Genomic DNA, 26,417 nt, shown 5'->3' with positions numbered 1-26,417 from the left:
CCATGGCCGAGACCAAGCCCACCGTCATCGTCCGCCGGGTCAAGAAGGCCGGCCACGCCGCCCACCATGGCGGTTCGTGGAAGGTGGCCTATGCCGACTTCGTGACCGCGATGATGGCCTTCTTCCTGGTGCTGTGGCTGATGGCCAGCACCAGCAAGCCCGAGCGCGCAGCCATTTCCGAGTACTTCCGCAACCCCAGCCCGCTGGTCGGCTCCAGCGCGACGCCGGCGCCGGGCATGGCCGGGCCGGGCGGTGCCAGCACCTCGATGATCAAGCTCGGCGGCGCCACCGATGTTTCGCGCGGCAACAGCAACGATCCCTTCCAGAACCAGCAGAAGTCGATACCGCAGCCGGTGGACGAGCAGCAGCGCGACAAGCAGCAGCTGGAAGCGCTGATGAAGGAACTGCAGGAAGCGATCAGCCGCAGCCAGGCGCTGGAACCGTTCAAGGACCAGCTGCTGCTGGACCTGACCCCGGAAGGCCTGCGCATCCAGATCGTGGACAAGCAGAACCGGCCGATGTTCGACCTCGGCAGCGCCACCCTGAAGCCGTACACCCAGCAGATCCTGCACGAGCTGGCCGAGTACCTGAACCACGTGCCGAACCGGATCAGCCTGACCGGCCACACCGACATCACCGCCTATTCGGCCGCACGCGGTTACGGCAACTGGGAACTGAGCGCCGACCGCGCCAATGCCGCGCGCCGCGCGCTGATCGATGGCGGCCTGGAAGACAGCAAGATCACCCGCGTGGTCGGCTTGTCTTCGTCGGTGCTGTTTGACAAGGCCGATCCGCAGAACCCGATCAACCGCCGCATCAGCATCGTGGTGATGACCAAGGCCGCCGAGGAAGCTGCGCTGGCCGGCGCCGGGCCGCAGGTAGGCCTGTCGGCAACCACCGTGGACCCGGACGTGCAGGCCGCGCAGGGGTCAGGAAAGTAATCCGTGGGTGCGGACCCTGGTCCGCACAGCGCTGAACCGGGGTCAGATCCCTTTCCCATGGAAAGGGATCTGACCCCACCTACGCGCGGCCGCTACAATGGCGGTCTTTCCGACTCCAGGTGATCACACCCCCATGTCCAAGTTGTCCAAGGCCAAGCGCGACAAGCGCAAGAAGCAGCAGACCAAGCGTCCGTTCCTCCGTCTGAACGCCCAGCAGCAGGTGCAGAACCATGCCGTGCTGGTCAACGAGGACGGCCAGGCCGTGGCCGCCATCGGCCTGCAGGGCCGCGAGTGGCTGCTGGCCATCGGCGGCCAGACCATGGGCAACGCCGACAACCCGGTGCCGATGCTGGCCATGCTCAAGCACCTGTCCAACGTGCAGGAAGCCGAAGGCCGCAAGGTCACCCTGGAATATTCCGAGCTGATGCAGAAGCTGCTCGATACCTTGGCCGAAGAAGCGGGCCAGACCGCCGAGGAGTACCTGGACAAGCTGGTGGCCGAGTTCGCCAGCGAGCAGGCTGAAGATGCAGCCGCTGAAGGCGAAGCGTCCGATGAAGCGGCTGCAGACACTGCCGGCGCCGAAGGCGCTGCCGACGCCGAGGCCACTCCGGCCGCCGACGCCGACGGCAAGCCGCAGGCCTGATCCGGCGGCGGCGGTGTCGGTCTACGTCGATGACGCGGTGCATCCCTGGCGCGGTCAGCGCTGGGCGCACCTGATGGCCGACACCCTGGCCGAGCTGCACGCGATGGCGGCGCAGCTCGGCATTCCTCCACGGGCCTTCCAGAACAAGGCCAGCGGGGCGCATTACGATGTCACCGCCGAGCTGCGTGCGCAGGCACTCGCGCTGGGTGCGGTCGCCATCTCCCGGCATGTGGACCGGGCGCAGGTGAAGGCGGTGATCGCCAACGCCAGGGCGCAGTACCAGCCCTAGGATGGTACAGGTGGCACCGGGCCGCGCCCGGTGAGCGCGCAGCGCGGCGGGAAGCCGCCGGGCATGGCCCGGCGCTACCGGTGAATCTCAGAACGGGTCGCTGCCCAGGCGCACTTCCACGTTCAGCAGCGAGCACAGCGCCAGCAGGGCGTCGTCATCGCGGGTAAGCGCCATCCAGCCACTGAAGCCGTCGTTGCCGGCATCCACGCTCCACAGCGTGTAGTTGTGCTCGCGCAGGCGGTCGAAGGCGGTGCTCATCAGCTGCACCCCATCCAGGTCCGCGGCGAAATCCTCGTCGTCCAGGTCGCCACCCCAGTCCAGCTGCAGGTTGAAGCGCGCCGACAGCTCGTTCACCGCCGACTGCAGCGAATCGAAATCATCACGCTCGACCTCGAAGCCCGACTGCCAGGCGATGGCCGTGAACAGCGCCGGCAGCCAGTCGCTGTCGGCCTCCAGCGGCTGGCCGTCCTCGGACAGATGCTCGCGCCAGCGGTTGAACTGCTGCAGGGCCAGCTCTTCGTCACCGGGGTTGATCAGCACAAGCAGGTTCCAGACCCGCGCCTCGAAGTCGTCCTCGTCGAAATCGTGGGCGTCTTCCTCGAAGTCGAAATAGTCGCTGTTGTCAGGCATGGCGGAACGTCCTCGGGAGCAGGGGGGCATTCTACGGTTTATCCTGTACCGCTGAAGCCGGCCGTGGTGGCCGTCACTGTGAATGAAGCGATGAGCGATACCCCTCCCGACCACCTGGCGATCAACCCGGCCAGCCCCTTCCACGATGCGCAGGCCCTGGAGCGCGGCGTCGGCGTGCGCTTCAACGATGTCGAGCGCGACAACGTCGAGGAATACTCGGTCAGCGAAGGCTGGATCCGCGTGCAGGCCGGCAAGGCCCGTGACCGTCGCGGCAATCCGATGACCATCAAGGTCAAGGGCAAGGTCGAGGCGTATTTCCTGGAACAGAAGCCGGAGTAACCGGCCGTCCCGGGGCGGGGTCAGATCCCTTTCCTGCGGAAAGGGATCTGACCCCGATCGGCAGCCCGGTCGGCATACCGTTCACTCGCGCTTGCGCGATTCCAGCAGGTCGAGGTTGCGGATCAACCGCCGTGCGATCTCGTCCGACACCACGCCGCGGCGGGTCAGCCGGAACAGTTCCTCGCGTTCGGCATTGAGGCCGGCGCTGCGCAGCTGGCGGTAGCCCATCTCCATCCGGTTCACCTTCTCCGGGTCCACGTCGGGGTTGTCGCGGTCCAGATGCCGCTGATACAGCAGGCTCACCCGCGATGCGGCGTCGTTGTACAGCTGCACGTTCTCGGTGTTCTGGTTCAGCACCAGCTGCTGGCGCATGCGCTCCACGCCCGCCAACGCGGCCTTCGAGGACAGCTTGCGGGCAAGATCCTCTTCCTTGCGCTCACCCGAATCGGCCGGCAGCTGCAGGCCCTTCAACAGCTGCGGCAGCGCCACGCTGGCGCCGACCAGCGAGCACAGGATCACCGCAGCAGCCAGGAAGATCACCAGGTCGCGTGCCGGGAACGGGCTGCCATCGGGCAGGAACAATGGCAGCGTCAGCACGCCGGCCAAGGTGATCGCACCACGCACACCCGCCACCGAGGTGGCCACCACGATGCGCCAGTTCGGTGCCTCGCCACGCTCCAGGCCGCGGCGACGCGCACGCAGCAGGTTCCAGCGCAGCGACAGCCACACCCACAGCAGGCGCAGCGCGATCAACGTCGCGTTGATCACCAGCACGTACACCAGCAGCCACCACGCGCTCTGGTGGCCGCTCTCGTTCATGGTGGTGGTGGCGCGTTCGACGATGCCCGGCAGCTGCTCGCCCAGCAGCACGAACATGATGCCGTTGAAGCTGAACTGCAGCATGTTCCAGACGCCGGCGCGCTGCACGCGCATGCTGCCGGAGACACGGCCGGTCATTTCCACGTAGCTCATCGAAATACCCGCTGCGACCGCAGCGAGGATGCCCGAAGCATTGATCTCTTCGGCCAGCAGGTACGCCGCGAACGGGATCAGCAGGTTGACCAGCATCGCCGCGCCCGGCTCTTCGCCGAAACGGCGCCACAGCCAGCGCTGGAACGTGGACACGCCCAGGGTGACCGCCACGCCGACGGCCAGGCCGGCCACCGCCACCCACACGAAGGTCAGCGAGGCGGTCGCCAACGAGAAGGTACCGGTCATCACCGCCGCCACCGCGAAGCGGAAGCAGACCAGGCCGGAGGCATCGTTGAGCAGCGACTCGCCTTCCAGGATGTGCATCAGGCGCTTGGGGATCGGTGCCTTGGCAGCGATCGCGCCGACCGCCACCGGGTCGGTCGGTGACACGATCGCGGCCAGCGCGAAACACACCGCCAGTGGCATCACCGGAATCATCCAGTGGATCAGCAGGCCCGCGCCGATCACGGTGAACACCACCAGCCCGAACGCCAGTTCGAGGATCGCGCCCTTGTCGCGGAACAGGCCCTGCTTGGGAATGCGCCAGCCATCGAGGAACAGCAGCGGCGGCAGGAACAGCAGGAAGAACACTTCCGGTTCCAGTGCATGGCCGCGGTTGAATACGCCGGCGATCACCGCGCCGAGGCCGATCTGCACCAGCGGCAACGGCAACGAGAATGGCAGGACGCGAACCAGGTAACCGCTGGCGACAACGGCCACCAGCATCGCCAGGACGACTTCGATGGTGTGCATGCTTCTTCCACAGGAGCGGCGCGTGGGGCCGGAAAAACCGGAGTGCGCCGGGGGACGGGAAAAAACTTAACACAGCAGGCCGCCACTGCGCCCAGCCATCTGAATGCGCGTCAGGACCGCGACAGCAAGCGCCGCCCGATCCAGGCCGGCGTGCTGGCCACGTCGTCATGCACCACTGCCAACCGGCCTTGCACGCGTCCTTGTGCAGGGCGTTCCAGCCCTGGCAGCAGCGGTGGGGTCATGCCGCGTCCTGAGCGCGGTCCTCACCATCGAAGCGATAGAGGTCCATCGCCAGGAAGCCGGCATCGACACCCGCATCGATGCGCTTGGCACCGAAGCCCCCCTCCCCCGCCGCACCCATCGCAAAGTACAGCGGCAGCAGATGCTCATCGGTGGGATGCGCGCGCTCGGCAAACGGTGCCTGTCGGCGGTAGTCGAACAGGGCATCGCGGTCATTGGCGGCCAGCCGCTGCTCCACCCAGTCGATGAAAGGGCGCACGTAGGGCGCTTGCTTGCCGTCCTGGTAGTGGCCCCAGTCGTGCAGGTTGTGGGTGATGCTGCCCGAACCGATCAGCAGCACGCCCTGTTCGCGCAGCGGCGCCAGCGCACGGCCCAGCGCGAACTGATGCTGCGGGCCCAGCATCGGCTGGATCGACACCGGCACCACCGGGATGTCGGCCTGCGGGTGCAGCAGGCGCAGCGGCACCCACGCGCCGTGGTCGAGGCCACGTTGCGGATCGAGTGCCACCGGCAGGCCGGCGGCGGCGATGCGGCCCGCCACCTCTTCAGCCAACGCCGGATCACCGGGCGCCGGGTACTGCAGCGCGAACAGTTCGCGTGGGAAGCCGCCGAAATCGTGGAGGGTGGGCGGCTGCGGATGGTTGCCTACCAGCGGCTGCCGGGCCAGCCAATGCGCCGAGGCGATGACGATCGCACGCGGCGTTGGCAGGTCGCGGGCCAGCTCGGCCAGCCGCACGCCGACCTGGCCCGGATGCAGGGCGGTCATCGGCGAGCCGTGGGAGATGTACAGCGAAGGCAGGCGGGACATGATCTTCTCCAATGACAGGAACAGGCAGCGGGCCGGGGGACGTTCAGCGCGAGCGCAGGGTCCAGCGGCCATCGCCCAGCAGGAACAGCACGACCAGGGCCAGCGCCCAGAACGCCGGGTATTCCCAGCCACCGCCAGCATTGGCGAAGCTGAAACCGTTGGCGCCGTGCACCGTCACGATGGTGCCCAGCAGCAGCGGCACACCGAGCAGGCCGATCCAGCGCGCGTAGATGCCGAGCAGCAGCGCTGCGGAAATCGCCAGTTCAACGGCGATGGTGATGTAGCCCAACACGCCGGGCAGGCCCAGCGACTCGAAGAAGGCCGCGGTACCTGCCGGAGTGAACACCAGCAGTTTGGTCAGCGCATGGACCAGGAACAACACGCCCAGGGCCAACCGCAGCAGGGTCGCGGCGTACGGGGCGAGCGGGGACAGGGGAGTGGGGGTCGCGTTCATTGGGCACCTCGGTTGGGACAGGGCACAGGTTATTGCGCCCTCGATTGCCGATAAATACGATGGATCGACCGTATTTATTTCATAAGGCGCAACAATGGACACCCTGGATGCCATGCGCGTGTTCGTCGCGGTGGTCGAACGCAACGGCTTCAGCGCCGCCGCACAGGCGCTGGACATGTCCACGGCCGGTGTCACCCGCCAGGTCGCCGCACTGGAAAAGCGCCTGTCCACCCGCCTGCTCCACCGCACCACCCGCCGGGTCAGCCCGACCAGCGCCGGTGCCGCCTACTACGCGCAGTGCGTGCGCCTGCTGGCCGAGTTCGATGCGCTTGAGGCCAGCATCGGCGCACAGGCGCTGGAGCCGTCCGGCACGCTGCGCATCAACGCACCGGTCAGCTGGGGCATCGCCCGCCTCGGTCCGTTGCTGGCCGGTTACCGCGAGCGCTTCCCACAGGTCGAACTGGACCTGGCGCTGTCCGACCGCCTGGTGGACATGGTCGAAGAAGGCTACGACGTGGCCATCCGCATCACCCGCGAACCGGGCCCGAGCCTGATCGCGCGGCGCCTGGGCCAATCGCGGATCAGCCTGTGTGCCGCACCGGCCTACCTGGCCGCACACGGAACACCGCAGGCCCCCGAGGATCTGCAGACCCACGCCTGCCTCGGCTACAGCTACTGGGCCGCCGGCGACCACTGGCCCCTGCAGGGACCGGGTGGCGAAGTGAAGGTTGCAGTGACCACCCTGCTGCGCGCCAACAATGGCGACGTCCTGCGCGAAGCGGCGATTGCCGGCATGGGCGTGATCCTGCAGCCGGACTTCCTGTTGCACGAGGCCCTGGCCGATGGCCGCCTGATGCGCATCCTGCCCGGATGGGAAGCTGAGCCGATCGGCATCTTCGCCGTCTACACCAGCCGCAGCCATCTCGCCCCCAAGGTGCGCAGCTTCATCGACTACCTGGTGGAAACCGGGGTGTAAGCGTGCGTCCGCCGGGCATGGCCCGGCGCTACCCGCGGCGCGCCCATGACACGGTAGCGCCGGGCCATGCCCGGCGAAGCGCGAAGCGCACCCATGACACGGTAGCGCCGGGCCATGCCCGGCGAAGCGCGAAGCGCGCCCATGACACGGTAGCGCCGGGCCATGCCCGGCGAAGCGCGAAGCGCGCCCATGACACGGTAGCGCCGGGCCATGCCCGGCGAGCGCGAAGCGCGGCCTAGGCGACAACCTCATCCAGCTGCGCGATGATCTTTTCCAGCGGTGCCGGCCGTCCCAGCAGGTAGCCCTGCACCTGGTCGCAACCATGCGCGGCCAGCCAGTCCAGCTGCCCCGGCGTTTCCACGCCCTCGGCGATGATCGTCAGCCCCATGCTGTGGCCCAGCGACAGCAGTGCCCGGCAGATCGATGCGTTGCGCGGATTGGTCTCCACGTCGGCCACAAAACTGCGATCGATCTTCAGGACGTCCAGCGGCAGGTGCTGCAGGTAGGACATGCTCGAGTAGCCGGTACCGAAATCGTCCAGCGACACGCGGATGCCCTGCTCGTGCAGGCGCTGCATGGTCTGCATCGCCTGTGCCGGCTTGCGCATCAGGCTGCTCTCGGTCAGTTCCACGTGCAGCGCACCACGGGCCAGGCCGAAATCCTGCTGCGCGCGGGCGAACTCGGCCACCAGATCGCTGTTGAAGAACTGCACCGCCGACACATTGACCGCGATCGACAGCTCGCCCCACCCCGCTTCGACCAGACGCCGCTGCGCCTGTGCTGCCGCGCGGATCACCCAGCGTCCCAACGCCAGGATCAGGCCGGTGTCCTCGCACAACTGGATGAACTCGCTGGGCGGGATGAAGCTGCCATCGGCCTGCGGCCAACGCAGCAGCGCCTCCAGCGACGCCGGGCTGCCATCGCTGGCGTGCCGGATCGGCTGGAAGTACAGCTGGAATTCGTTGTCGATGGCCGCGTGGATGCGCCCGGCCAGGCGCAGGCGGTCGGCCAGGCGTATGGTCACCGCCGCATCGAACCAGGCCACCACGTTGCCTTCGGCGCGGGCCGCGTGCGCCGCCTGCGCGGCCATGCCGATCGCCTGTTCGGCACTGTGGCCTGCATCGGCGTCATGTACGGCCACACCAATGCGGGGTTCGAACTGGTGCAGCGAATCCTGGCCGCGCATCGGTGCCGAGACGATCTGCAGCAGATCGTCCAGCACGCGCTGGGTGTTGTGTTCCGGCGCGATCGCCAGCACGAAATCCTCCGCCGGCTGGAACGCCAGCAGGCCGAAGCGCGCGCCCAGCCCGCCCAGGCGCGAGGCCATCGACTGCAGGACCGCATCACCGATCTCGCGGCCCAGCGTATCGGCCACCAGCTGCAGCCCGCGCAGCTGCACATAGGCGATGGTGTAGGCGCCGGCCTGCTCGTCCAGCTGTTCGCTCAGTGCGCGCACGTTGAGCAGGCCGGTGGCCGGGTTGTGGCGTGCGTGATAGGCCAGGTCGCGCTCGTAGGCCAGCCGCTCGCTGACATCCTCGGCCAGCACCAGGCACGCGGGCTGGCCATCGAAATCCAGTTGCGACAGGTGCACGCGCACTTCGAACACCGTGCCATCCTTGCGCTGGTGCAGGCGCACCGCAGCGTCCTGCAGTTCACCACTGCGCACCTGCGCGATCGCGCCCTTGACCTCGTCCCAGCCCTCGCGTGGGCGGATGTCGAGGATGCTCATCGCCAGGAATTCATCGCGGCTGTAGCCGTACTGCTGCACGGCGGCCTCGTTGACCTCGATGAAGCGCAAGGTGTCCGGATCGAACACCCAGAACGGCGCGGGGTTGCGATCGAACAACAGGCGGAAGCGGCGTTCAACCTGGCGCATCTGCTCGCGTGCCTGGTAGCGCTCGCTGAGGTCGGTCAGTGCGCCGATCATGCGCCGCTGCCGATCGACCACCGCTACCCGCTGGCCACGCGCGGCAACCCAGCGAACGGCACCGCCGGGCAGCACCAGGCGGAATTCTTCGTCGAGTACAGCGTTGCCGGCGAAGGCCTGATCGAAGGCCTGCTGCATGCGTGCGCTGTCATCGTGGTGCACGCGGGCGAAGAATTCGGCCACCGGCAGCGCATCGGTCTGCACACCGAAGATCTCGCGCGCCAGCGGTGACCAGCGCAGCAGCGCAGCGTCTTCGTCGACATACCAGGTGCATACGCGGCCCACCTGATGGGCCAGGCGCAGCTCGGCATGGCCGGTCCGCAGTTCTTCGGCCATCGACTGCTGCCGGTGCGTGCTGCGGCGCACGGCATACAGCAGCACCAGCAGCAGCGCCACGTAGGCCAGCATGATGGCAATCGCCGCCTGCAGATACGGCCACCACGGCTTCAGCACATCTTCGTTTGCCAGACCGACCTGCACCGCCAATGGACTGCGCTCAAGGGTGCTGATGGTGGAGATGCGCGGTATCTGGTCCACCGCGCCGGGAATGCTGCCCAGCTCGACCACTGCCTGCCGGCCCAGCAGCGTGCGTGCCGGCAGCGTGTAACGGCGGCCGACGGTGCCGTGCGGATCGGGGACACGGGCCAGCATGTAGCCATCGGCGTCGCTGATCGAGGCCAGGCCACTGGGCCCCACATCGAGACCGCCCACGATCCGCTGCAGTTCGCCGCAGCGCAGCCGTGCCAGCAGCCAGCGATCGCCAGCCATCGGCAGCGCCAGCGGCACCACCCAGCCACCGTCGCTGGCACGCTGCGGCGGCCCGATGTACAGCGCACTGCCCTGCCCCCTTCGCTGCGGATCGGTCCACAGTGGCAGCTGCAGGTCGCCCTTGCCGGCGGTCAGGGCGCGGCCATAGGTATCGAGCACGACAATGCTGTGCAGTTCGGCGTGCCGGCGCAGCACGCCGGCTATGGCGGCGTCCAGCAGCGCGGGCGCCTGCGCAGGCACCGTGCGGAACAGCTCGGCCGCATCGGCAGCGATGCCGGCCATCGCCCGTTCCAGGTTGCGCAGCTCCAGTGCCAGCAGGCGCTCGCTGCCTATCGCCAGCGCCCGGCTCTGCCGCTGCGCGGCTTCCAGCCGGCGCTGGTAATCGTTGGCCAGCATCGCGGCCAGCCCTGCCGCCAGCAGCACGCCCAGCACCACGCCGCCCCAGGTAATGGCACGCAACGGCCGGGCCAGCGCGTGTCTCAGCGCCGGCATCGGTCGGTCTTCCCTGTGCAGTCGGCTGGCTTCATGCGCGAACGATTCCTCCACATCCCCGACCTCAACGGCCGGCGGACGCCATTCTTGACGCCTCGACCCGTCCTGCATGCGCCCTCCCCCGGGTGCTGCAGACATCCAGCCCGCAGCATGCACCACGCCGGTGACCGCGTGAAGATCGCTGCGGCGTGTTCAGCCAGATCACGCACAGTGCTGGCCCTGTCGAGCACGTCCAGCCGGCCCGCAGCGGATTAGACTTGGAGTTTTCCGCCGCAAGAGAAGTCCATGTCCAAGCTGCGCCGCCCCACCCTGGCACTGGCCATCGTTGCCAGCCTGTCCCTGGCCGCCTGCGACCGCCCGGCCGATCCGGCCGCCGGCACCGCCGCACCGGCCGAGGCGACACCCGCTGCCGCCAAGCCGATGCTGGGCAGTTTTGGTTTCGATGCCAGTGGCATGGACCGCAGCATCGCCGCCGGTGACGACTTCTTCGGTTTCGCCAACGGCAGCTGGGTGAAGAACACTGAGATTCCGGCCGACCGCTCGCGCTTCGGCAGCTTCAACGTGATTGCCGAGAAGACCCAGGCCGACACCCGCGCGATCCTGGAAGGCGCTGCCGGCAACGCCCAGGCCAGCGGCGAAGACAAGCTGATCGGCGACTACTACGCCGCCTACATGGACGAGGCCGGCATCGAGCAGCGCGGCCTGGCACCGGTGCAGCCGCAGCTGAAGAACATCGATGCGATCGCCGACAAGGCCGGCCTGGCCCGCGCCCTCGGCGGCGACATGCGCGCCGACGTCGACCTGCTCAATGCCACCAACTTCTATACCGACCGCCTGTTCGGCCTGTGGGTGTCGGTGGACCTGCTGCAGCCGGACCGTACCGCGCCGTACCTGGTGCAGGGCGGCCTGGGCATGCCGGACCGCGATTTCTACCTGGGCGGTGGCCGCATGGCCGACCTGCGCAAGCAGTACCAGGCCTACATCGCGCAGGTACTGCAGCTGGCCGGCGTGGCCGACCCGGCCGGCAAGGCGCAGCGCATCCTCGCCCTGGAAACGAAGATCGCCCAGGCGCATGCCACGCAGGAAGAAACCAATGACGTGACCAAGGGCGCCAACCCCTGGACCCAGGCCGACTTCAACGCCAAGGCCCCGGGCATGGACTGGGCCGCGTTCCTGGACGCCGCCAAGCTTGGCCAGCAGCAGGACTTCATCGTGTGGCAGCCCAAGGCCGTGGCCGGCCTGTCCAAGCTGGTGGCCACCGAGCCGCTGGATGCCTGGAAGGACTACATGACCTTCCACGCGCTGGACCGCGCCGCTGCCTACCTGCCGAAGAAGTTCGCCGATGCGCGCTTCGCCTTCCACGGCACCGCGCTGAGCGGTACGCCGCAGCAGAGCGACCGCTGGAAGCGTGCCGTGGATGACGCCAACCATGCCGTCGGCGAGGCCATCGGCAAGCGTTACGTCGAAAAGCACTTCGATGCGAAGACCAAGGAACGTGCCGACGAGATGGCCAAGAACATCATCGCCGCCTTCGCCAAGCGCATCGATGCACTGGCCTGGATGTCACCGCAGACCAAGGCCAGCGCCAAGGCCAAGGTGGCCGGCCTGACCGTGGGCATGGGCTATCCGGACAAGTGGCGCGACTACACCGGCCTGGACATCCGTCGTGATGATCCGCTGGGCAATGCGCAGCGCGCCGAGCTGTTCGAGTACCAGCGCAACATCGCCAAGCTGGGCAAGCCGGTCGACCACAGCGAGTGGGCGATGCTGCCGCAGACCATCAACGCGATGAACGTGCCGCTGGAAAACCGCCTGGTGTTCCCGGCGGCGATCCTGCAGCCGCCGTTCTTCGACGGTGCCGCCGACGACGCAGTGAACTACGGTGCGATCGGCGCGGTGATCGGCCACGAAATCAGCCATGGCTTCGACAACGCGGGTGCGTTGTTCGACGACACCGGCAAGCTGCACAACTGGTGGACGGCCGAAGACCTCAAGCAGTTCAACGCAGCCGGCGATGCACTGGCCGCGCAGTTCAGCAGCTACGAGCCGTTCCCGGGTGTACATGTGAACGGCAAGCTGACGCTGGGCGAGAACATCGCCGATGTCGCCGGCCTGGGTACCGCCTACGACGCCTACCAGCTGTCGCTGCAGGGCAAGCCGGGCCAGACCCTGGAAGGTTTCAGCCCGGACCAGCGCTTCTTCCTCGGCTTCGCCCAGGCCTGGCGCAGCAAGAGCCGCGAGCAGGCGCTGCGCAATTCGCTGCTGACCGACGTGCATGCACCGGGCCAGTTCCGCGCGTTGACGGTGCGCAACATCGACGCCTGGTACCCGGCGTTTGAAGTGAAGGAAGGCCAGAAGCTGTACCTGGCCCCGGACAAGCGGGTCAAGGTGTGGTGATGTAACGCAGACGGGCGCCGAAAGGCGCCCGTTTTATTTCCATGGGTAGACGCCAACCTCGGTTGGCAGTTTTTCGCCATCCACACGTGGCATGGATGGGCACCGCGGCAAGGCGCGCCAACCAAGGTCGGCGCCTACCGGGGCAATGCCGGCCACTCGCGCAACGATTCCACCGGCACACCCACGCGGGCGCAGGCGCGGCTCGCCAGGCCGTCGGGCAGCGCGCGGCGGAACAGCGGCGCCATGCCCTGCATCAGCTTCGCCGAAGCTGCGGCCTGCGCACGCTGGCGCGTGCTGCGCTCGAGCATGCCCTCGGCCCAGTCCGGCAGCAGCGCGGCACCGGCACCGAGGAAGATCTCGCGCGACAGGCCGGGCACCGGCACCGGCAGGCGCACGCCGGACAGCACCTGCAACACTTCGCGGGAGCGTTCGTCCACCACCAGCTCCGGCTGCCGTGCGCAGAAATACGCATCCACTTCCGCTGCACTGCGTGGTACGTCCACCGCGCCCAGCGCTTCGGCCACGCAGCGGTACTCGTCGTAATAGCGGTCGGCAATCGCGGCAGGCACCTCGCGCCCGTAGCGACGATAGCCCTGCAGGAAGCCGTAGGCCTCGGTCACGTGCACCCACGTCAGCAGGTGCGGATCATCGGCGGCATACGGCTCACCCTGCGCGGTATGCCCGCGGACCTGCGCGTGGATGCGCCGCACCTTGGCCACCAGCGCTTCCACCTCGCGCGCCGGCGCGTAGCTGGTGCCGGCCACGAAAGCAGTGGTACGGCGCAGGCGGCCGACCAGGTCCTGGCGGAAATTGGAATGATCGTAGACACCGGCCAGCGCGCGCGGATGCAGCGTCTGCAGCATCAGCGCACACAGACCGCCGGCCAGCATCGAGGGCAGCTCAGCGTGCATCCGCCAGGTGACGCTGTTCGGCCCGAACCAGCCGGGATCGCCCAGTGGATGGTCGTAGTCGATGCCGCTCTGGCCACGCGGAAACGCATCCAGGACCCAGCGCCGGATCGGCGCGGTGACGGGGCGGGAAAGACGGTGCAGCAACGGCGGCATCACGGGTCCAGATCGGCGGAGGGACGGACCACGTCCTGCGCGGTCCACCCCGATTCTGGTCGATCACGACCGACACAGCGAGCCCATCCGCTCAGCGTCGGTTTCATGTGCGCGCGCAGCACATTTCACCCTGCGACATCCTGTCGCAGGCCATGCGGGCAATGCTGCGTCGCAACAATATTCACCTGTTCAGGCTGAGCCCTTGTGCCGCGTGGCCTTGAGGCCATTGCACCGCTCGCTGGAAGTGCTAGAACTGAACCCGCCACACCGTCCACTGCAGATCGCCGCACGTTCCACAAGGAGCCAGCCATGATTGCTTTGTTCAAGGGTTTGGGATTACTGCTTCGCGACAACGAGCTCTACAGCAGCCCGTTCGAAAAACAGGTCGCGCACTGGCGCAGCCTCAGCGAACAGCAGATCCGCGATGAAGTGGCGGTGCTGGCCCAGGCCAAGTGCCAATGGCTGATCACTTCGATCGTCGGATGGCAGGCAGCTTCGCTGCTGATCCTCGGCCTGATCACCAATTACCTGTGGCGCGACGATTACCACATCACCTTCACCCGCGTGGTCGTGGTGTTCGGCTCGTGGATCTCGATCCTGTTCGTGATCTGGTTCATGGCCAACATGTTCGACCGCACAGCGGGCTTCGAACGCTGGATGAAGGCCTTCAACAGCCGCGCGCGCATCACCTCCAAGGCCGACAGCGTCGAGCACGTGGCCGAAGCGCTGGACCTGGCTGAACACTATCCGGAAGTGCTGGACTACAAGCAGGCGGTCACCGCCAAGCGCGAGCTGCGCCACGAGGACATCCGCATCATGACCGAGATCGGGCGCATGAAGCAGCACTCCGAACTGGTGGGTCGCCTGAATCATGTCGGTGAAACCGAACACCATCACGACATGACGCTGCAGCCGGCTTACTGAGCCGAACGCAATCCGGGGGGAGCCACAATGCCACCGTGCTCAGTCACGGTGGCATTGTTCTTTCTGCACGTCGCTGACGCACTGGCGGAAGTCCTTCGGCAGGCCACTGACCTGCTCGGTCTTGCCTGCGGCCACCGCGAACCGGCGCAGCGGCGGCGTCGCGCAAGCGGTGTCGGTGCTGCAGCCCGGCGCCAGCACCAGGTAATGGCATTGGCCACTGCTGCTGGCGATGCATTCGAAACGCGCCACGCCATCGACCACCGTGCTCTTGCTGTACAGCGTGTCCACGCCATTGGCATTGGTGCGGGTGATCGACGTGTTGCTGGACTTTTCGCAGCCGGCGATGGCCAGCACGGCGAGACCTACAAGCAGGATACGGCGCATGTTCGTTCCTCGGTGGATGGCAATGGCTGCGGCTACATGCCGCGGAACAGGCTCATGAACGGCTGGCTGACCACCAGGGTCTCGGCACGCTGGCGCAGGCGCAGCACGCCACGGCCGGTATCGTCGCGGCTGACGGCTGCCACCGCCTTCATGTTGACGATGGTGGAGCGATGTACCTGGCGGAAGTGCAGCGGATCGAGCACTTCCAGCAGCTCGCGCAGCGGTGTGCGCAGCAGGCTTTCGCCGGCGGCAGTGACCACGGTGGTGTACTTGTTGTCAGCACGGAAATAGATCACATCGTCGAGCATGATCAGCTGCGTATCGCGGCCGTTGCTGGCGGTGATCCAGGCCAGGGGCGGCCGGTCGTTGGCGGCCGGGCCTGCACCCAGGCGCTGCAGCAGGCGCTCCAGCACCGCATCGTCCTGGCGCGTGGATGGCAGCCGCGAAAGAATGCGATCGCGCGTGGCCAGCAGCCGTTCGTCACTGACCGGCTTGAGCAGGTAATCCATCGCGCCCTGCTCGAAGGCATCGATGGCGTACTGGTCGTAGGCGGTGACGAACACCACCTGGGTGCGCGGGCTCAGTTCGGCCAATGACCGCGCCACTTCGATGCCGCTGATGCCGGGCATGCGGATGTCGAGGAAGGCGATGTCCGGCTGCTTCTCGGCCAGCTGTTCCAGCGCACTGGCACCGTCCTCGCATTCGGCCACCAGCTTCAGCTCCGGCCACAGCCGCCCGAGCTGCTCGACCAGCGAGTGCCGCAGCAGCTCCTCGTCTTCGGCAATCAGCGCTTCAAGCGGCATGGCTGGGCTCCTTGGCCGACTGCGGCAGGGTCATGGTAGCGGCTACACCACTGGGGAAATTGGCCACGATCGCCACTCCGGCCTGCTCGCCGCAGGTCAGCCGCAGGCGCTCGCGCAGGTTCTTCAGGCCGATGCCGGTGCCGCTGGTGCCCTGTCCGAAACCGAGCCCATCGTCGGCGACCGTCACGGTGACATGGTCATCGAAACCACGCGCGAGAATCCAGATCGTGCCGCCGCCGGGCTTGGGCTCCAGGCCGTGCTTGATCGCATTCTCGACCAGGGTCTGCAGCGCCATCGCCGGCATCTTCACTTCGTGCAGCTCGGTGGGCACCTGCACTTCCACCGCCAGCCGTGCGCCCATGCGGATGCGCAGGATTTCCAGATAGGCGCGGGTACGTTCCAGCTCCACGCCCAGCGTGGAAACCGATTCATCCACCTGCGGCAGCGAACTGCGCAGGTACTGGATCAAGTGGCCGAGCATCTGCTCGGCGCGTGCCGGGTCGGTGCGGGTCAGCACCTGTGCATTGGCCAGCGAGTTGTACAGGAAGTGCGGCTCGACCTGCGCGTGCAGCAGGTTCAAGCGCGCGACCGACAGTTCCTTTTCCACCTGGGTCTGTTCGGCAGCGGCCTGCTCGTCGCGGCGCTGGTCGGCCACGCGGCGGCTGATCGCACGGGTCACCGCTTCGGCGTTCTCATAGTTGCTGCCTTCATCCAGTGCCAGCAGATCGGCCCACCAGCCGGCGTCCGGTTCGAACAGCAGGGTGACGGTGCTGGTGCCCTGCCCCGGCGTTACCGTGGCCAGCACGCTGTTGCGTTTGATCGCCAGCCGCGCCGGCAGGTTCCAGCGCGACGGTTGCCGGCCGTTCCACAGGTCGACGCGCCGCACATAGGCACGTACCTGCAGACTGCCAGCAGAACTCTCCACCTCTTCCACCCGCGGCAGTTCGCCGACGGCAGCCTCGACCACTGCGAAGGCCTGGCCGGCATCCATCGGCAGTTCGATCTGCCGGCGCTGGCGGCCGGACAAGGTGGCGCCATCGAGGCGACCGGCCACCAGCCAGACCCGGCGCACGTGGGTGATCGCGCTGCCCAGCGCGGAAATCATCAGGAACATCACCAGCAGCCCGAACACCCAGCCTGGGCCGTCGTTCATGCCGCTGAAGATGCCACTCCAGACCATGCCGGCAACGAACAGCGCCGCGGCCCAGGCCAGCAGATGACGGATGATGAGGGAGAAGCTGGCGATCACGGCGGCGCCTTGGTGGAAGGGGTGAGCCGAGCATAGAGCGGCCCTTCGGGCAAACAAGCGATGTGCGACGAAGGCCGGGAAAGGGTGGATGGAACCGGTTCTGGTAGTGCCGGCCGCTGGCCGGCTCCCCATCGCTTCCGGAAGCATCACCGGGTTGCCGGCCAGCGGCCGGCACTACCAGACATCACCGGGTTGCCGGCCAGCGGCCGGCACTACCAGACATCACCGGGTTGCCGGCCAGCGGCCGGCACTACCAGGCATCACCGGATTGCCGGCCAGCGGCCGGCAACCGGGGAGGCGCCGGGTGAGCCCGGCGCATTCCGTTATCTGCGCTGGTCGGCGCTGGCGTCACGGACGGCGCGGAACGCCTCGTCCTTGCTCCAGTTCGGCCAGCTGCGCGAATTGGCCAGCTGGTTGCCCAGGGTGTACAGCACTTCCAGGTCGCGCGCAGCGCCTGCAAACACCCAGTCCGGCTGCCACTCGTCGCCCTGCTGGTGGTAACGCTTGGCGGTGTAGTCCTCGGACGCCTTCTTGCCCGCCGCGACGCCACCGTCCACCCAGTCCTGCCCGGCCGACCAGGACAGCGCGGGCACGCCACGCTTGGCGAACGGGAAGTGGTCGGAGCGGAAGAACAGGCCGGCTTCCGGCTTCGGGTCCGGCGTGTAGCGGATGTCCCAGCCCTTGGCCACGTCCTTCAGCTGGTCCAGCAGCTCGAAGCGCGCCGCGCCGTAGATGCCGAAATCGCGCGACGGGCCGAACGGCGCCATGCCGTCCATGTTGATCATCGCCACGGTCTTTTCCAGCGGGTACAGCGGGTGCGTTGCGTAGTACTCCGAACCCAGCAGGCCCTTCTCCTCGGCGGTTACCGCCAGGAACACGACCGAACGCTGCGGACGCGGCGCCTTGGCGAAGCCGCGTGCCAGTTCGATCAGCGAGGCGGTGCCGCTGGCGTTGTCCAGCGCGCCGTTGAAGATGCGGTCGCCGCGTGCGTCGGGCTCGCCCACGCCGATGTGGTCCCAATGCGCGCTGTAGATGACGGTCTCGTCCGGATGCGTGCTGCCTTCCAGGCGCGCGGCCACGTTGTGCGAGGTGATCACTTCGGTCTTCACCGCGTACTTCGCATCCAGGCTGGCGCCGGTCAGCGGCACCGGGGTGAAGTCACGCTGCTGCGCCTTCTTCTTCAGCGCCTCGAAATCCTGCCCGGCCGAGCGGAACAGTTCCACTGCCAGATCGCGCTGGATCCAGCCTTCCAGCAGCGGATGGCTGTCAGCCGGATTGTCGCGCACCACGTCGAACATGGTGTTGGTGTTGGAGCCGGCCACCGTGGCCCAGCCATACGACGCCGGGGCGGTCTCATGCACGATCAGCACACCGAGTGCGCCCTGGCGTGCGCCTTCTTCGTACTTGTACGGCCAACGGCCATACCAGGTCATGCCCTTGCCATCGAAGTCGCCCTTGCCGGTTTCGAAGTCCGGGTCGTTGATCAGCACGACGGCGATCTTGCCCTTCAGGTCCACGCCCTTGAAGTCGTCCCAGTTGCGCTCCGGCGCCTTTACGCCGTAACCGAGGAACACCAGCGGTGCCTTGCTGATGTCCACGCTGGTCGCACCGTTCATGGCTGCACGCACGGCGATCTGCTTGCCCTGCTCCAGCGCGATGGTCTTGCCGCCCTGCTGCAGCGACAGCTGCGGGGTGCCGACGATGTCGCCCTTGCGCAGCGGCACGGCCTGGGTCCACAGGCGCTTGCCGTCCTTCAGGTCGCCGCCGGGCTGCAGGCCGGCGTCGGCGAACTGCTTGCTGAGGAAGGCGATGGTCTTCTGTTCGCCGGCGGTGGCCGGGGAGCGGCCTTCGTAGGCGTCGGAGGCCAGTTCCTTGACGTCGGCGGAGATCCGCGCGCCATCGAATTTCGGGGTGGCCGCCATCAGTGCGCTCGACACCGACAGGGCCAGCACGCCCAGTACTACTCGCTTCATTGCTCTCTCCAGCAGGGAAATCGTTCTGGAGTGTAAGGGGTAAGAGGTTCGGCAGGGCTGCGCCCTGCACCCGGCAGCCGCGGTAGTGCCGGCCGCTGGCCGGCAACCTCAACAGCAACAGCCCAAGCAACAGCAGAAGCTGCATTCCGTGGGATGGCGGGGAGGGTCCGGCTGCGGGGGACGCCGTAAACCCATCCTTGGGGCCTTGGCCGCGGCATCCATGCCGCGGACACTCCCGCAACCGGACCCTCCCCGCCTTGGACAGATTTCTGCGATCTGTCGGAACGGCGTTCTGTGATGCTCTTGGTAGGTGTCGACCTTGGTCGACACGCAACAAGAAGGGGTCAGATCCCTTTCCCGGCGGGAAAGGGCTCTGACCCCATCTGTGCATTACCGAGGTGTCTTACCAGTTCGGGTCTTCGGCCGGGGCGGCGGCGGGCTTGGGCTTCGGCTTGCTGGCCGGGCGCGCTGCGGCGGCCGGGGCGGCCGATGCGGTTGCGCCGGCGGCGGCCTTGGGCTTGCTGCCCAGCTTCTGGCGCAGTTCGATCTGGCCGGGGCGGAAACCACCGCGCATCGCGTCGACGCCCTCTTCCAGGGTGCCGTAGGACGTCTGCGCGGCAACGCGGTCGATGCGGATGGTGCAGCACGGATGCTCGCTACGGCCGAGCGAACGGCCGGTCTGCGGGTCCTTCAGCTCTTCGCCCAGGCGCACGGCCTGCCAGCGCTGGCCGACCTGCACGGTGTCACCGCCCTGGCTCAGCACCACCTGGTCGCCATCGACGGACACCACCGACACCGGGAACAGCGTGGTGACGATCGTGCTGCCGATCTGCCCGGACAGCGAGTCCATCATCGAGGCGGCCATGCTGCGGCCATTGACCACGCGCGGCAGCGTGCTGGGGCCGGTCGAGGCCAACTGATGGTCGAAGCTGTCGGACATCACCACCTGGCCGGTGGTGGCGTTGACCAGGCGCAGGGTGATGCGGCCGCCACCGGAATACGAGGTCACCTGGCGATCGGACATGCGCAGGTTGCGCACGCTGCGCGGGTACTCGAACCGCTCGATGGTCGGAATCAGGATCAGGTCGGTCGCCAGCTGCTGGCCAACGCGCGCGGTGTCCTGCAGGCGCACGTTGCCACTGTTGATGTGGTCGATCTCGGCCTGCAGTTCGTCGCCGAACTCGCGGTCCAGCACGATGAAACGCTGGGTCTGGGTAAGCGTGTCGGACAGCCGCGCGCGGATCGCCTGGGCGACCTCGTCGGCGTTCACCCGGCCATCGCCAACGGCATAGCTGCCCGACTTGGTGCGCGGCAGGGCCACCACGATCTTCGGCTTGCCTTCTTCGTCCGGTGCGCGGTACTGGGCAATCTGCGCGCGTACACGCACCTTCCAGTAACTGCGCATGCTGCGCCGGGTGACATCCGAATCGAAGGAGCTGGCACCGCGCTTGGCGTCTACCTTGACCTGCTCTTCGTAGTTCTCCTTGACGCTGGCCGACGCCGAGCCGCCCTTGGCGGAGGCTTCGCCGGAAGCGCTGGCCGAGGCCGACCCCTTGAAGCTCCAGCCTTCGTCGCTGGCGCGCACGCGGGCGATGGTTTCTTCATCGAGCTGGCTCACTTCATCCTGCGAGAGGATTTCATAGCCCAGCACCGCGCCCTGCGAGCCGGCAATCATCTGCTGGGAGAACGCGTCGGCGCGGATATCGCCGACGTGTTCACCATCCACGTCCACATGCAGGCCTGCGCGCAGGCTCTGCATCTGGCTGGCCACGCGTACGCCGTTGACCTGGGCCACGGCCGACTGCAATGCCGCCAGCACCGCCAGTTCCGGGGTGCTGCCGATACCGTCGGCTTCACGCGCGACCTGGGTGGTGCCGCCGAAATCCGGCGTGCCACGCAGGGGCGCTTCCTGCACCGGCGCATTGCTGGCCAGTGCACTGGCAGCCTTGTCCTTGGCCGGAGCGGTTTCTGCCGGTGCATCCTGCTTGCCGCAGGCTGCCAGCAGGGCCGCTGCCAGGCCCAGGCCGATCAATCGAGTCGTCGTACGCATGCGGAGCTGCCTCGTATCAGAGCGAATCCAGCATCGAATCGGCGTTGGACGGCACCTTCACCTTGCTCTTCTTGGCGAAGGTCACAGCCGACTTGGTCGAGCCGTACAGGCCCTTGATGAAGCCCGGCGATTCCTTGGCAACCCAGGCACCGGCGGCCAGCTTGCGGCCAACGGTGGCCATCTGGGTGGCGCCCAGGTTCTTCATGCCGGCCGCAAAGCCGCTGGCTTCGCCGCTCAGCTTCTGTGCTTCGGCAGCCGAGGCCAGCAGCGAGACCAGGCCTTCGGCGTAGTGCTGCTTGGATTCAGCGTTCAGTTCCGGCTGTGCGGCCTGGCGCTCGTCGATGGCGGCCTGGGCGGCTTCGCTGACCGACACCGACTTCTTCATCGCATCGACGTTCACCGAACCGGACGACAGCGCCTGGCGCTCGGCTTCCAGCAGCTGCACCTGCTCGGCCAGGCCGAAGGCACGGGCGAAGGAGGTCTGTGCCTGCAGCGAGTGCGACTGCGAGCTGACGAAACGACGGACCAGCGCTTCCTGCGCGGCTTCGTCCGGGGCGGCAGCGCTGGCGCTGCTGCTGGAGCTGCCGGTGGCGCCACCGGCCAGGTCCTTCAGCTTGCCGAACTGGGCGTGGGCCGGCATCGACAGGGTGGCGGCCGCGATGGCCACGACGAGAGCGGTATTACGGATCATGGAAGAGTCCTTTGGGAGAGACGGCCGCAATGCGGCGCGCGGGATCGGGGATAGCAGCGGGTCGGTGCCGAGCACGCTCGGCACCCACCAGGGCCGGTAGCGCCGGGCCATGCCCGGCGAGCGCAGCGGTAACGTCAGCGGACCGCCTTGACGTTCAGTTCGTTGATCATCTGCTGGGCGGCCTTTTCGGCAGCCAGCTGCAGTGCATTGGTACGGGCGACGGTTTCGTTCGGGCCGGTACCGGAGAACTGCACCGGGCCCACCGACGACACGGTGCGCGGGAAGCGACCGGTCACGTCCAGCACCTTGCCGGTGACAGTGACGAACACGCGGGTGTTGCCGCTGGCCGGATCACGGTCGCGCATGCCGACGTCGAGGGTACCGACGGCGATGTACGGGATGTTCGCCGCACGGATGCCGTTGGCGGTATCGCGCAGGGTGGCCGCGGAGAGATCGTTGCCGGTGCTGAAGTCCTTGCGGATGCGCTCGATGCTGAGCAGGCCGCGCGACTCGCCTTCCACGTATTCGGCTTCAACCACTTCGTAGCCGGCGGCGCTGAAGGCACCGGTCATGGCCGTGTTGACTTCGGCGGCGTTGGCCACCTTCCAGCTGATGTTGTCGCTGCGGGCGGTGGTGCTGCCGCCGCTGGTGACCGACACCGAGCCGTTCTGGTTGATGCTGCCGTTGGTGCTGACCGAGTTGCCGCGGAAGCTGTCGCCCTCACGGGTGTTCTCGCTGTAGCTGCTGCTGGCGTCGACGCGGCGGTACTCCTTGTCCTGGAACGACTGCACGGTGTCCTGCGAGCGCGCCATGAACAGGAAGGTCAGCAGCGAGCGCTGTGCGGCGGTGGCACCGGCCACGGCCGAACCGGCGTCCAGCTTGGTCTGCAGCAGGGTGGTGTTGATTTCGGCGCGGACGGTGACGCTGTAGGTCTTGGCCTTCTTGTCTTCGTTGTCCGACAGCTGCACGGCGCTGAGCACGTAGCGGTCGATTTCACCGAGGAACTCGGCGCGACGCGATTCGAACAGGCGCAGCTTGGCCGCACCGGATTCGGCGATGTACGCCTCCAGTGCATTGGCCTTGGCCTTGTTCAGGGCCTGCGCACGGGTATCGGCACTCAGGCGCAGGCTGTAGCTGGCCGAACCGGTACCGCGCGAGCTGGCGGTCTGCGCGGCGACCGGCGAGGCCACCGCCAGGGCGATGAGGATGAGCAGGATGGTACGCATCAGCGACATGATTTGATCAACTCCTGGAGGGCTTGGGTCTGTTGCTGCAGCGGGCGTCCGCCGGGCTTCTGCTCGTCCAGCCAGGCGCGCGAGTCGGCGCGCTTGGCGGCGGCGCCGGCGAAGGCATCGAAGCCGGCCAGCAGGGTTTCGTAGCTGGCCGACCACTGGTCGACCTGCCACTGCGTGACCGGCACCACCTTGGTGGCGCCCTTGCGCAGCGGCTGTTCGAAGTACACCTTGCCGGAGAACGGCTCGGTGACCTTGGCGGTGAAGAACGCGCCGAACAGCATCGTCTTCATCGCCGGCGTTTCACTGATGACGCCGTTCTTCAGCGCATCCACCTGCAGGCTGATGACGTAGTCGGCCTCGGGGATCTTCAGCTGGTAGACCTTGCCGTCGGCAAAGCGCGCGGCCATGGCACCGCCGATCGCCTGGCCCGAGGCCGGCGGCAGCAGGCCGACACCGGTATTGGACGACAGCGTCTTGGACAGTTCGTGTGCCAGCGTGGCGCGCAGCGGACCGGCCCACTTCGGGTCGGGCAGCTTGGCCAGCGTGGCGTCGGACAAGGTCACCGCACCCACCTGCAGGCGACGCGTGGCCGCTTCCGGCAGTTTGGCCTGGGCCAGGGTGGTGGCCAGCACCTGCGACAGGCTGGTATCGGCACCGCCGTACAGCAGATCGGCGACGATCGCATCGATATCGTCGCTGTCCGGGCGGTACTCCTGCACGTCGATGCGCTGCAGGGTAAGCGGATAGGAGGCGATCACCTGGCGCTCGCGGAAATCGAAGAACAGCGCCTGCAGTGCCACTTCCACCAGCACCTTGTACTGGTCGCCGATCGGTTCGACCGATACCAGCTCGCGGTCCAGCGCAGCGGCCAGCACCACGGCGCTGGTGGTGCCATCGAGCATCGCCACCGGCTGGTCGATCAGTTCCAGGTTGGCCGGTGCGCGGCGCTTGAGCGCCTGTGCCAGGGTCTGGTTGAGCGGAATCAGGCCACGCTTTTCCAGCACGGCATGCGCATGCGGGGTGGTCGCCTGTACGGCGGCGGCGTCAGCGGTATAGGCAAAGCCGGCCCAGTAGGCCTGCTGCGATTTGTCTGCGGCCTGGCTGGCCAACGGCCATACGGCCAGGCACAGGGCATAGGCAAGCAGGCGCGCAAAAGCGCGCGGTGCGCTCTTCGTCCTTGAAAACATCCAACCGCTCCTCGGTCACGACACACGAATGACAGGCGCGAACACGCCCGCTGGGCGCGAAACATAGCCGCTCCGGGGCAAACCGACAAGTGCTGACCTTGTCGGCTTCAATTTTCCTGCGGCAGGCCGGCCCGTTGCCGCAGCAGGGTCCGCTCTGCCTGGTTCTGGCTCAACGCCGCTGCCGAGGCGAATGCGTCACGCGCGTCCTGCTCACGTCCCAGCTGCTGCAGCAGTTCGCCGCGCACCACCATCAGCGGTGCGTAGCCCTGCAGGCGGGGCTCATCCAGCAGCGGCTGCAACAGTGCCCATGCCGCGAACGCGCCTTCGCTGCGCGACACCGCCACCACCCGGTTCAATGCCACCACCGGCGATGGCATCACCTGCAGCAGCTGCGCATACAGTGCAGCGATGCGCGCCCAGTCGGTGTCTTCGGCACGCCGCGCACTGGCATGGCAGAAAGCGATCCGCGCCTGCAGCACATAGGGGTCATCGCCGCCACCCGCCGACACCGCACGCGCCAGTGCCTGCTGGCCGCGTTCGATCTGCAGCCAGTCCCAGCGCGCCCGGTTCTGCTGGTCCAGCAGGATCGGCGCACCCTGCGCATCCACCCGTGCCGCCGCGCGCGAGGCCTGCAGTTCCATCAGCGCCAACAGACCCAGTACCGGCGGCACCGGCATGCGATGGGCGAGGATGCGCGCCAGCCGCAGCGCCTCGGTGCACAGCGCCGGTCGCATCCAGTCGTCGCCCGCACTGGCTGCATAGCCTTCGTTGAACACCAGGTAGATCGCCTCCAGCACCGAGGCCAGTCGCTCCGGCAATGCATCGGCACGCGGCACTTCGTAGGGGATCTGCTTCTGCGCCAACGTGCGCTTGGCACGCACGATGCGCTGGGCGATGGTCGGCTCCGGCTGCAGGAACGCGCGGGCGATCTCGGTCGTGGTCAGCCCGCCCAGCAGGCGCAGGCTCAGCGCTACCCGCGCGTCGGCAGGCAGGACTGGATGGCAGGCCACGAACATCAGCCGCAGCAGGTCATCGCCGATGTCGTCTTCCAGCGCCTGGCTGTCGTCCGGCGCGGGCAATGCGGCCGGATGCAGTTCCTCTCCCCATTGCGCATGCTGCTGCGCCACCCGACGGTGCTGGCGCAGCACATCGATGGCACGGTTGCGCGCGGTGGTCATCAGCCAGGCTCCAGGATTGTCCGGGATGCCCTGCACCGGCCAACGCTCCAGCGCGGCCAGCCAGGTGTCCTGGGCCAGCTCTTCGGCACGACCGACATCGCCGCCGAGCAGGCGCGCCAGGCGCGCGATCAACACTGGCGATTCCATCCGCCAGAGGGTGTCCAGGCGCTGGCTCAGGGCGGGCTCGTGCATGCGCCGATCACAGCATGCGGGCCCGGCCCGCACAAGCGCCGGCGTTCACGCTTCCACGATCGGCTTGAAGCCGCCCCAGAACATGCGCTTGGTATCGAACGGCATGTCCTTCGGGCCGATATGCGCCAGCCGCGGGTCGGCCATCACCTTCTTGTTGATGCGGTCGCGCGCGGCACGCGTGCGGAACACCACGAAGGCCACGATCACCGTTTCGCCCGGCTTGAGCTTCACCGCCTGCGGAAACGAGGTCGATTTCCCGGGTTGCACGTCATCGGCCACGCATTCCATGTACTGCAGCGCGCCATGGTCCTTCCACACTGCGCCGGCCTGGCGGGCAAGGCGGCGATAGGCCGCCACCTTGTCCTGCGGGCACGGCAATACGTAAGCATCCACGTAAGCCATGGGGATTCTCCCTGCGGCGGCCGCTCAGCCCGGCTCGCCGTCCATGTGTGCGATTTCCCAGAGATGCCCATCCAGGTCCTGGAAGCCGCGCTGGTACATGAAGCCGTAGTCGCGCGCCGGCTGCGGTTCGCTGGCACCGGCGGCCAGCGCCTTGTCCACCATGGCGTCCACCGCCTTGCGGCTGTCAGCCGACAGGCAGGTGATCACCTCGGTCTGCGCATGCGCATCGGCGATGCCCTTGGTGGTGAACTGCTGGAAGAACGGCTTGACCAGCAGCATCACGAAGATGCTCTCGCTGACCACCATGCAGGCGGCGTTCTCGTCGGTGAAGGCCGGGTTGAAACTGTAGCCCAACGCGGCGAAGAACGCCTTGGCTTTTTCCAGATCCTGCACGGGCAGGTTGACGAAGATCATCTGCGGTTGCGGTGTACTCATCGGTGCGGTTCCCTGCGATGG

The 26,417-nt window shown here is 67.4% G+C and carries 25 protein-coding genes; 7 read left to right on the top strand and 18 right to left on the bottom strand.

The features are described 5' to 3' along the window. Nucleotides 1-2 precede the first annotated feature (2 nt). The 3 genes from motB to CLM74_RS02365 all read left to right on the top strand — a co-directional run bounded on the left by motB (nucleotide 3) and on the right by CLM74_RS02365 (nucleotide 1,873). Nucleotides 3-941, top strand: coding sequence for a flagellar motor protein MotB (motB, locus tag CLM74_RS02375; protein WP_059065863.1), 939 nt, complete (start codon nucleotides 3-5; stop codon nucleotides 939-941). Between the two features lie 133 nt (nucleotides 942-1,074). Beyond that, nucleotides 1,075-1,584: a hypothetical protein gene (locus CLM74_RS02370; RefSeq protein WP_032977057.1), complete on the top strand. Its 510-nt coding sequence runs from the start codon at nucleotides 1,075-1,077 to the stop codon at nucleotides 1,582-1,584. A gap of 13 nt (nucleotides 1,585-1,597) precedes the next feature. After that, complete coding sequence (locus CLM74_RS02365; protein WP_025878403.1) at nucleotides 1,598-1,873, top strand: DUF4031 domain-containing protein; 276 nt, start codon at nucleotides 1,598-1,600, stop codon at nucleotides 1,871-1,873. 87 nt (nucleotides 1,874-1,960) lie between these two features. Here CLM74_RS02365 and CLM74_RS02360 read toward each other — a convergent pair whose 3' ends face one another. After that, nucleotides 1,961-2,503, bottom strand: coding sequence for a hypothetical protein (locus CLM74_RS02360; protein ID WP_025878402.1), 543 nt, complete (start codon nucleotides 2,501-2,503; stop codon nucleotides 1,961-1,963). Nucleotides 2,504-2,593: 90 nt separating this feature from the next. On the opposite strand from CLM74_RS02360, the gene CLM74_RS02355 reads away from it, so the two are divergent. Beyond that, the gene (locus tag CLM74_RS02355; RefSeq protein WP_025878401.1) at nucleotides 2,594-2,842 is read left to right on the top strand and encodes a DUF3297 family protein; all 249 of its coding nucleotides are present in this window, start codon (nucleotides 2,594-2,596) and stop codon (nucleotides 2,840-2,842) included. 81 nt (nucleotides 2,843-2,923) lie between these two features. Here CLM74_RS02355 and CLM74_RS02350 read toward each other — a convergent pair whose 3' ends face one another. From CLM74_RS02350 to CLM74_RS02340, 4 genes are all read right to left on the bottom strand, one after another. Next, on the bottom strand, nucleotides 2,924-4,567 hold the full coding sequence (locus CLM74_RS02350) for a Na+/H+ antiporter (protein ID WP_025878400.1): 1,644 nt from the start codon (nucleotides 4,565-4,567) through the stop codon (nucleotides 2,924-2,926). Nucleotides 4,568-4,677: 110 nt separating this feature from the next. Beyond that, a complete protein-coding gene (locus CLM74_RS21790; protein WP_263930282.1) occupies nucleotides 4,678-4,809 on the bottom strand; it encodes a hypothetical protein in 132 nt (43 codons plus the stop codon). Next, nucleotides 4,806-5,615 (bottom strand): class III extradiol ring-cleavage dioxygenase, encoded by an 810-nt coding sequence (locus CLM74_RS02345; RefSeq protein WP_105163356.1) that lies wholly within the window; start codon nucleotides 5,613-5,615, stop codon nucleotides 4,806-4,808. The genes CLM74_RS21790 and CLM74_RS02345 overlap by 4 nt, the downstream gene beginning before the upstream one ends. A 43-nt stretch (nucleotides 5,616-5,658) precedes the next feature. Next, nucleotides 5,659-6,069 carry a DoxX family protein gene (locus CLM74_RS02340; protein ID WP_105163355.1) on the bottom strand — a complete coding sequence of 137 codons (411 nt, stop codon included), beginning with the start codon at nucleotides 6,067-6,069 and terminating at the stop codon, nucleotides 5,659-5,661. A 94-nt stretch (nucleotides 6,070-6,163) separates the two neighbouring features. On the opposite strand from CLM74_RS02340, the gene CLM74_RS02335 reads away from it, so the two are divergent. After that, the gene (locus tag CLM74_RS02335) at nucleotides 6,164-7,045 is read left to right on the top strand and encodes a LysR family transcriptional regulator (protein ID WP_105163354.1); all 882 of its coding nucleotides are present in this window, start codon (nucleotides 6,164-6,166) and stop codon (nucleotides 7,043-7,045) included. 235 nt (nucleotides 7,046-7,280) lie between these two features. On the opposite strand, the gene CLM74_RS02330 is transcribed toward CLM74_RS02335, so the two are convergent. Further along, a complete protein-coding gene (locus CLM74_RS02330) occupies nucleotides 7,281-10,343 on the bottom strand; it encodes an EAL domain-containing protein (RefSeq protein ID WP_032952063.1) in 3,063 nt (1,020 codons plus the stop codon). 174 nt (nucleotides 10,344-10,517) lie between these two features. On the opposite strand from CLM74_RS02330, the gene CLM74_RS02325 reads away from it, so the two are divergent. Then, on the top strand, nucleotides 10,518-12,629 hold the full coding sequence (locus CLM74_RS02325; protein ID WP_105163353.1) for a M13 family metallopeptidase: 2,112 nt from the start codon (nucleotides 10,518-10,520) through the stop codon (nucleotides 12,627-12,629). A gap of 134 nt (nucleotides 12,630-12,763) precedes the next feature. Here the strand turns inward: CLM74_RS02325 and CLM74_RS02320 are convergent, their stop codons facing one another. Then, on the bottom strand, nucleotides 12,764-13,693 hold the full coding sequence (locus CLM74_RS02320; RefSeq protein ID WP_105163352.1) for an oxygenase MpaB family protein: 930 nt from the start codon (nucleotides 13,691-13,693) through the stop codon (nucleotides 12,764-12,766). Nucleotides 13,694-14,002: 309 nt separating this feature from the next. Between CLM74_RS02320 and CLM74_RS02315 the strand changes: the two genes are divergently transcribed. Continuing rightward, nucleotides 14,003-14,617, top strand: coding sequence for a hypothetical protein (locus CLM74_RS02315; protein ID WP_025878393.1), 615 nt, complete (start codon nucleotides 14,003-14,005; stop codon nucleotides 14,615-14,617). Nucleotides 14,618-14,656: 39 nt separating this feature from the next. Here CLM74_RS02315 and CLM74_RS02310 read toward each other — a convergent pair whose 3' ends face one another. The 11 genes from CLM74_RS02310 to CLM74_RS02260 all read right to left on the bottom strand — a co-directional run bounded on the left by CLM74_RS02310 (nucleotide 14,657) and on the right by CLM74_RS02260 (nucleotide 26,396). Further along, a complete protein-coding gene (locus CLM74_RS02310; protein WP_025878392.1) occupies nucleotides 14,657-15,001 on the bottom strand; it encodes a hypothetical protein in 345 nt (114 codons plus the stop codon). Nucleotides 15,002-15,033: 32 nt separating this feature from the next. Next, on the bottom strand, nucleotides 15,034-15,804 hold the full coding sequence (locus CLM74_RS02305; RefSeq protein ID WP_033830239.1) for a LytTR family DNA-binding domain-containing protein: 771 nt from the start codon (nucleotides 15,802-15,804) through the stop codon (nucleotides 15,034-15,036). Beyond that, complete coding sequence (locus tag CLM74_RS02300) at nucleotides 15,794-17,053, bottom strand: histidine kinase (RefSeq protein ID WP_032977067.1); 1,260 nt, start codon at nucleotides 17,051-17,053, stop codon at nucleotides 15,794-15,796. Before CLM74_RS02300 ends, CLM74_RS02305 begins: the two co-directional genes overlap by 11 nt. A 323-nt stretch (nucleotides 17,054-17,376) precedes the next feature. Then, nucleotides 17,377-19,026 carry a M28 family metallopeptidase gene (locus tag CLM74_RS02295; protein WP_032977069.1) on the bottom strand — a complete coding sequence of 550 codons (1,650 nt, stop codon included), beginning with the start codon at nucleotides 19,024-19,026 and terminating at the stop codon, nucleotides 17,377-17,379. 403 nt (nucleotides 19,027-19,429) lie between these two features. Next, nucleotides 19,430-21,076: a CsgG/HfaB family protein gene (locus tag CLM74_RS02290; RefSeq protein WP_025878388.1), complete on the bottom strand. Its 1,647-nt coding sequence runs from the start codon at nucleotides 21,074-21,076 to the stop codon at nucleotides 19,430-19,432. A 16-nt stretch (nucleotides 21,077-21,092) separates the two neighbouring features. Further along, on the bottom strand, nucleotides 21,093-21,767 hold the full coding sequence (locus CLM74_RS02285; RefSeq protein ID WP_025878387.1) for a hypothetical protein: 675 nt from the start codon (nucleotides 21,765-21,767) through the stop codon (nucleotides 21,093-21,095). Between the two features lie 134 nt (nucleotides 21,768-21,901). Continuing rightward, nucleotides 21,902-23,002, bottom strand: a complete 1,101-nt coding sequence (locus CLM74_RS02280; protein ID WP_025878386.1) for a hypothetical protein — start codon at nucleotides 23,000-23,002, stop codon at nucleotides 21,902-21,904. Beyond that, a complete protein-coding gene (locus CLM74_RS02275) occupies nucleotides 22,993-24,189 on the bottom strand; it encodes a hypothetical protein (RefSeq protein ID WP_025878385.1) in 1,197 nt (398 codons plus the stop codon). Before CLM74_RS02275 ends, CLM74_RS02280 begins: the two co-directional genes overlap by 10 nt. A gap of 107 nt (nucleotides 24,190-24,296) precedes the next feature. Continuing rightward, on the bottom strand, nucleotides 24,297-25,559 hold the full coding sequence (locus tag CLM74_RS02270) for an RNA polymerase sigma factor (RefSeq protein ID WP_105163351.1): 1,263 nt from the start codon (nucleotides 25,557-25,559) through the stop codon (nucleotides 24,297-24,299). 45 nt (nucleotides 25,560-25,604) lie between these two features. After that, nucleotides 25,605-25,961, bottom strand: coding sequence for a DUF1428 domain-containing protein (locus tag CLM74_RS02265; RefSeq protein WP_025878383.1), 357 nt, complete (start codon nucleotides 25,959-25,961; stop codon nucleotides 25,605-25,607). Between the two features lie 24 nt (nucleotides 25,962-25,985). Then, nucleotides 25,986-26,396: a VOC family protein gene (locus CLM74_RS02260; RefSeq protein WP_025878382.1), complete on the bottom strand. Its 411-nt coding sequence runs from the start codon at nucleotides 26,394-26,396 to the stop codon at nucleotides 25,986-25,988. Nucleotides 26,397-26,417 lie beyond the last annotated feature (21 nt).

It is taken from the genome of Stenotrophomonas sp. MYb57 (assembly GCF_002966815.1).
GTDB lineage: Bacteria > Pseudomonadota > Gammaproteobacteria > Xanthomonadales > Xanthomonadaceae > Stenotrophomonas > Stenotrophomonas indicatrix.
Note: the sequence above shows the minus strand (reverse complement) of the source record. Positions and strands in the feature narration are given on the sequence as shown.

What these genes read in the sequence shown, in the direction of transcription:
- CLM74_RS02295 (WP_032977069.1), bottom strand. Translation starts at nt 19,026, where the DNA reads ATGAAGCGAGTAGTACTGGGCGTGCTGGCCCTGTCGGTGTCGAGCGCA.
- CLM74_RS02345 (WP_105163356.1), bottom strand. Translation starts at nt 5,615, where the DNA reads ATGTCCCGCCTGCCTTCGCTGTACATCTCCCACGGCTCGCCGATGACC.
- CLM74_RS21790 (WP_263930282.1), bottom strand. Translation starts at nt 4,809, where the DNA reads ATGACCCCACCGCTGCTGCCAGGGCTGGAACGCCCTGCACAAGGACGC.
- CLM74_RS02315 (WP_025878393.1), top strand. Translation starts at nt 14,003, where the DNA reads ATGATTGCTTTGTTCAAGGGTTTGGGATTACTGCTTCGCGACAACGAG.
- CLM74_RS02310 (WP_025878392.1), bottom strand. Translation starts at nt 15,001, where the DNA reads ATGCGCCGTATCCTGCTTGTAGGTCTCGCCGTGCTGGCCATCGCCGGC.
- CLM74_RS02270 (WP_105163351.1), bottom strand. Translation starts at nt 25,559, where the DNA reads ATGCACGAGCCCGCCCTGAGCCAGCGCCTGGACACCCTCTGGCGGATG.
- CLM74_RS02305 (WP_033830239.1), bottom strand. Translation starts at nt 15,804, where the DNA reads ATGCCGCTTGAAGCGCTGATTGCCGAAGACGAGGAGCTGCTGCGGCAC.
- CLM74_RS02265 (WP_025878383.1), bottom strand. Translation starts at nt 25,961, where the DNA reads ATGGCTTACGTGGATGCTTACGTATTGCCGTGCCCGCAGGACAAGGTG.
- CLM74_RS02280 (WP_025878386.1), bottom strand. Translation starts at nt 23,002, where the DNA reads ATGTCGCTGATGCGTACCATCCTGCTCATCCTCATCGCCCTGGCGGTG.
- CLM74_RS02325 (WP_105163353.1), top strand. Translation starts at nt 10,518, where the DNA reads ATGTCCAAGCTGCGCCGCCCCACCCTGGCACTGGCCATCGTTGCCAGC.
- CLM74_RS02290 (WP_025878388.1), bottom strand. Translation starts at nt 21,076, where the DNA reads ATGCGTACGACGACTCGATTGATCGGCCTGGGCCTGGCAGCGGCCCTG.
- CLM74_RS02285 (WP_025878387.1), bottom strand. Translation starts at nt 21,767, where the DNA reads ATGATCCGTAATACCGCTCTCGTCGTGGCCATCGCGGCCGCCACCCTG.
- CLM74_RS02360 (WP_025878402.1), bottom strand. Translation starts at nt 2,503, where the DNA reads ATGCCTGACAACAGCGACTATTTCGACTTCGAGGAAGACGCCCACGAT.
- motB (WP_059065863.1), top strand. Translation starts at nt 3, where the DNA reads ATGGCCGAGACCAAGCCCACCGTCATCGTCCGCCGGGTCAAGAAGGCC.
- CLM74_RS02350 (WP_025878400.1), bottom strand. Translation starts at nt 4,567, where the DNA reads ATGCACACCATCGAAGTCGTCCTGGCGATGCTGGTGGCCGTTGTCGCC.
- CLM74_RS02320 (WP_105163352.1), bottom strand. Translation starts at nt 13,693, where the DNA reads ATGCCGCCGTTGCTGCACCGTCTTTCCCGCCCCGTCACCGCGCCGATC.
- CLM74_RS02275 (WP_025878385.1), bottom strand. Translation starts at nt 24,189, where the DNA reads ATGTTTTCAAGGACGAAGAGCGCACCGCGCGCTTTTGCGCGCCTGCTT.
- CLM74_RS02370 (WP_032977057.1), top strand. Translation starts at nt 1,075, where the DNA reads ATGTCCAAGTTGTCCAAGGCCAAGCGCGACAAGCGCAAGAAGCAGCAG.
- CLM74_RS02340 (WP_105163355.1), bottom strand. Translation starts at nt 6,069, where the DNA reads ATGAACGCGACCCCCACTCCCCTGTCCCCGCTCGCCCCGTACGCCGCG.
- CLM74_RS02355 (WP_025878401.1), top strand. Translation starts at nt 2,594, where the DNA reads ATGAGCGATACCCCTCCCGACCACCTGGCGATCAACCCGGCCAGCCCC.
- CLM74_RS02330 (WP_032952063.1), bottom strand. Translation starts at nt 10,343, where the DNA reads ATGCAGGACGGGTCGAGGCGTCAAGAATGGCGTCCGCCGGCCGTTGAG.
- CLM74_RS02260 (WP_025878382.1), bottom strand. Translation starts at nt 26,396, where the DNA reads ATGAGTACACCGCAACCGCAGATGATCTTCGTCAACCTGCCCGTGCAG.
- CLM74_RS02335 (WP_105163354.1), top strand. Translation starts at nt 6,164, where the DNA reads ATGGACACCCTGGATGCCATGCGCGTGTTCGTCGCGGTGGTCGAACGC.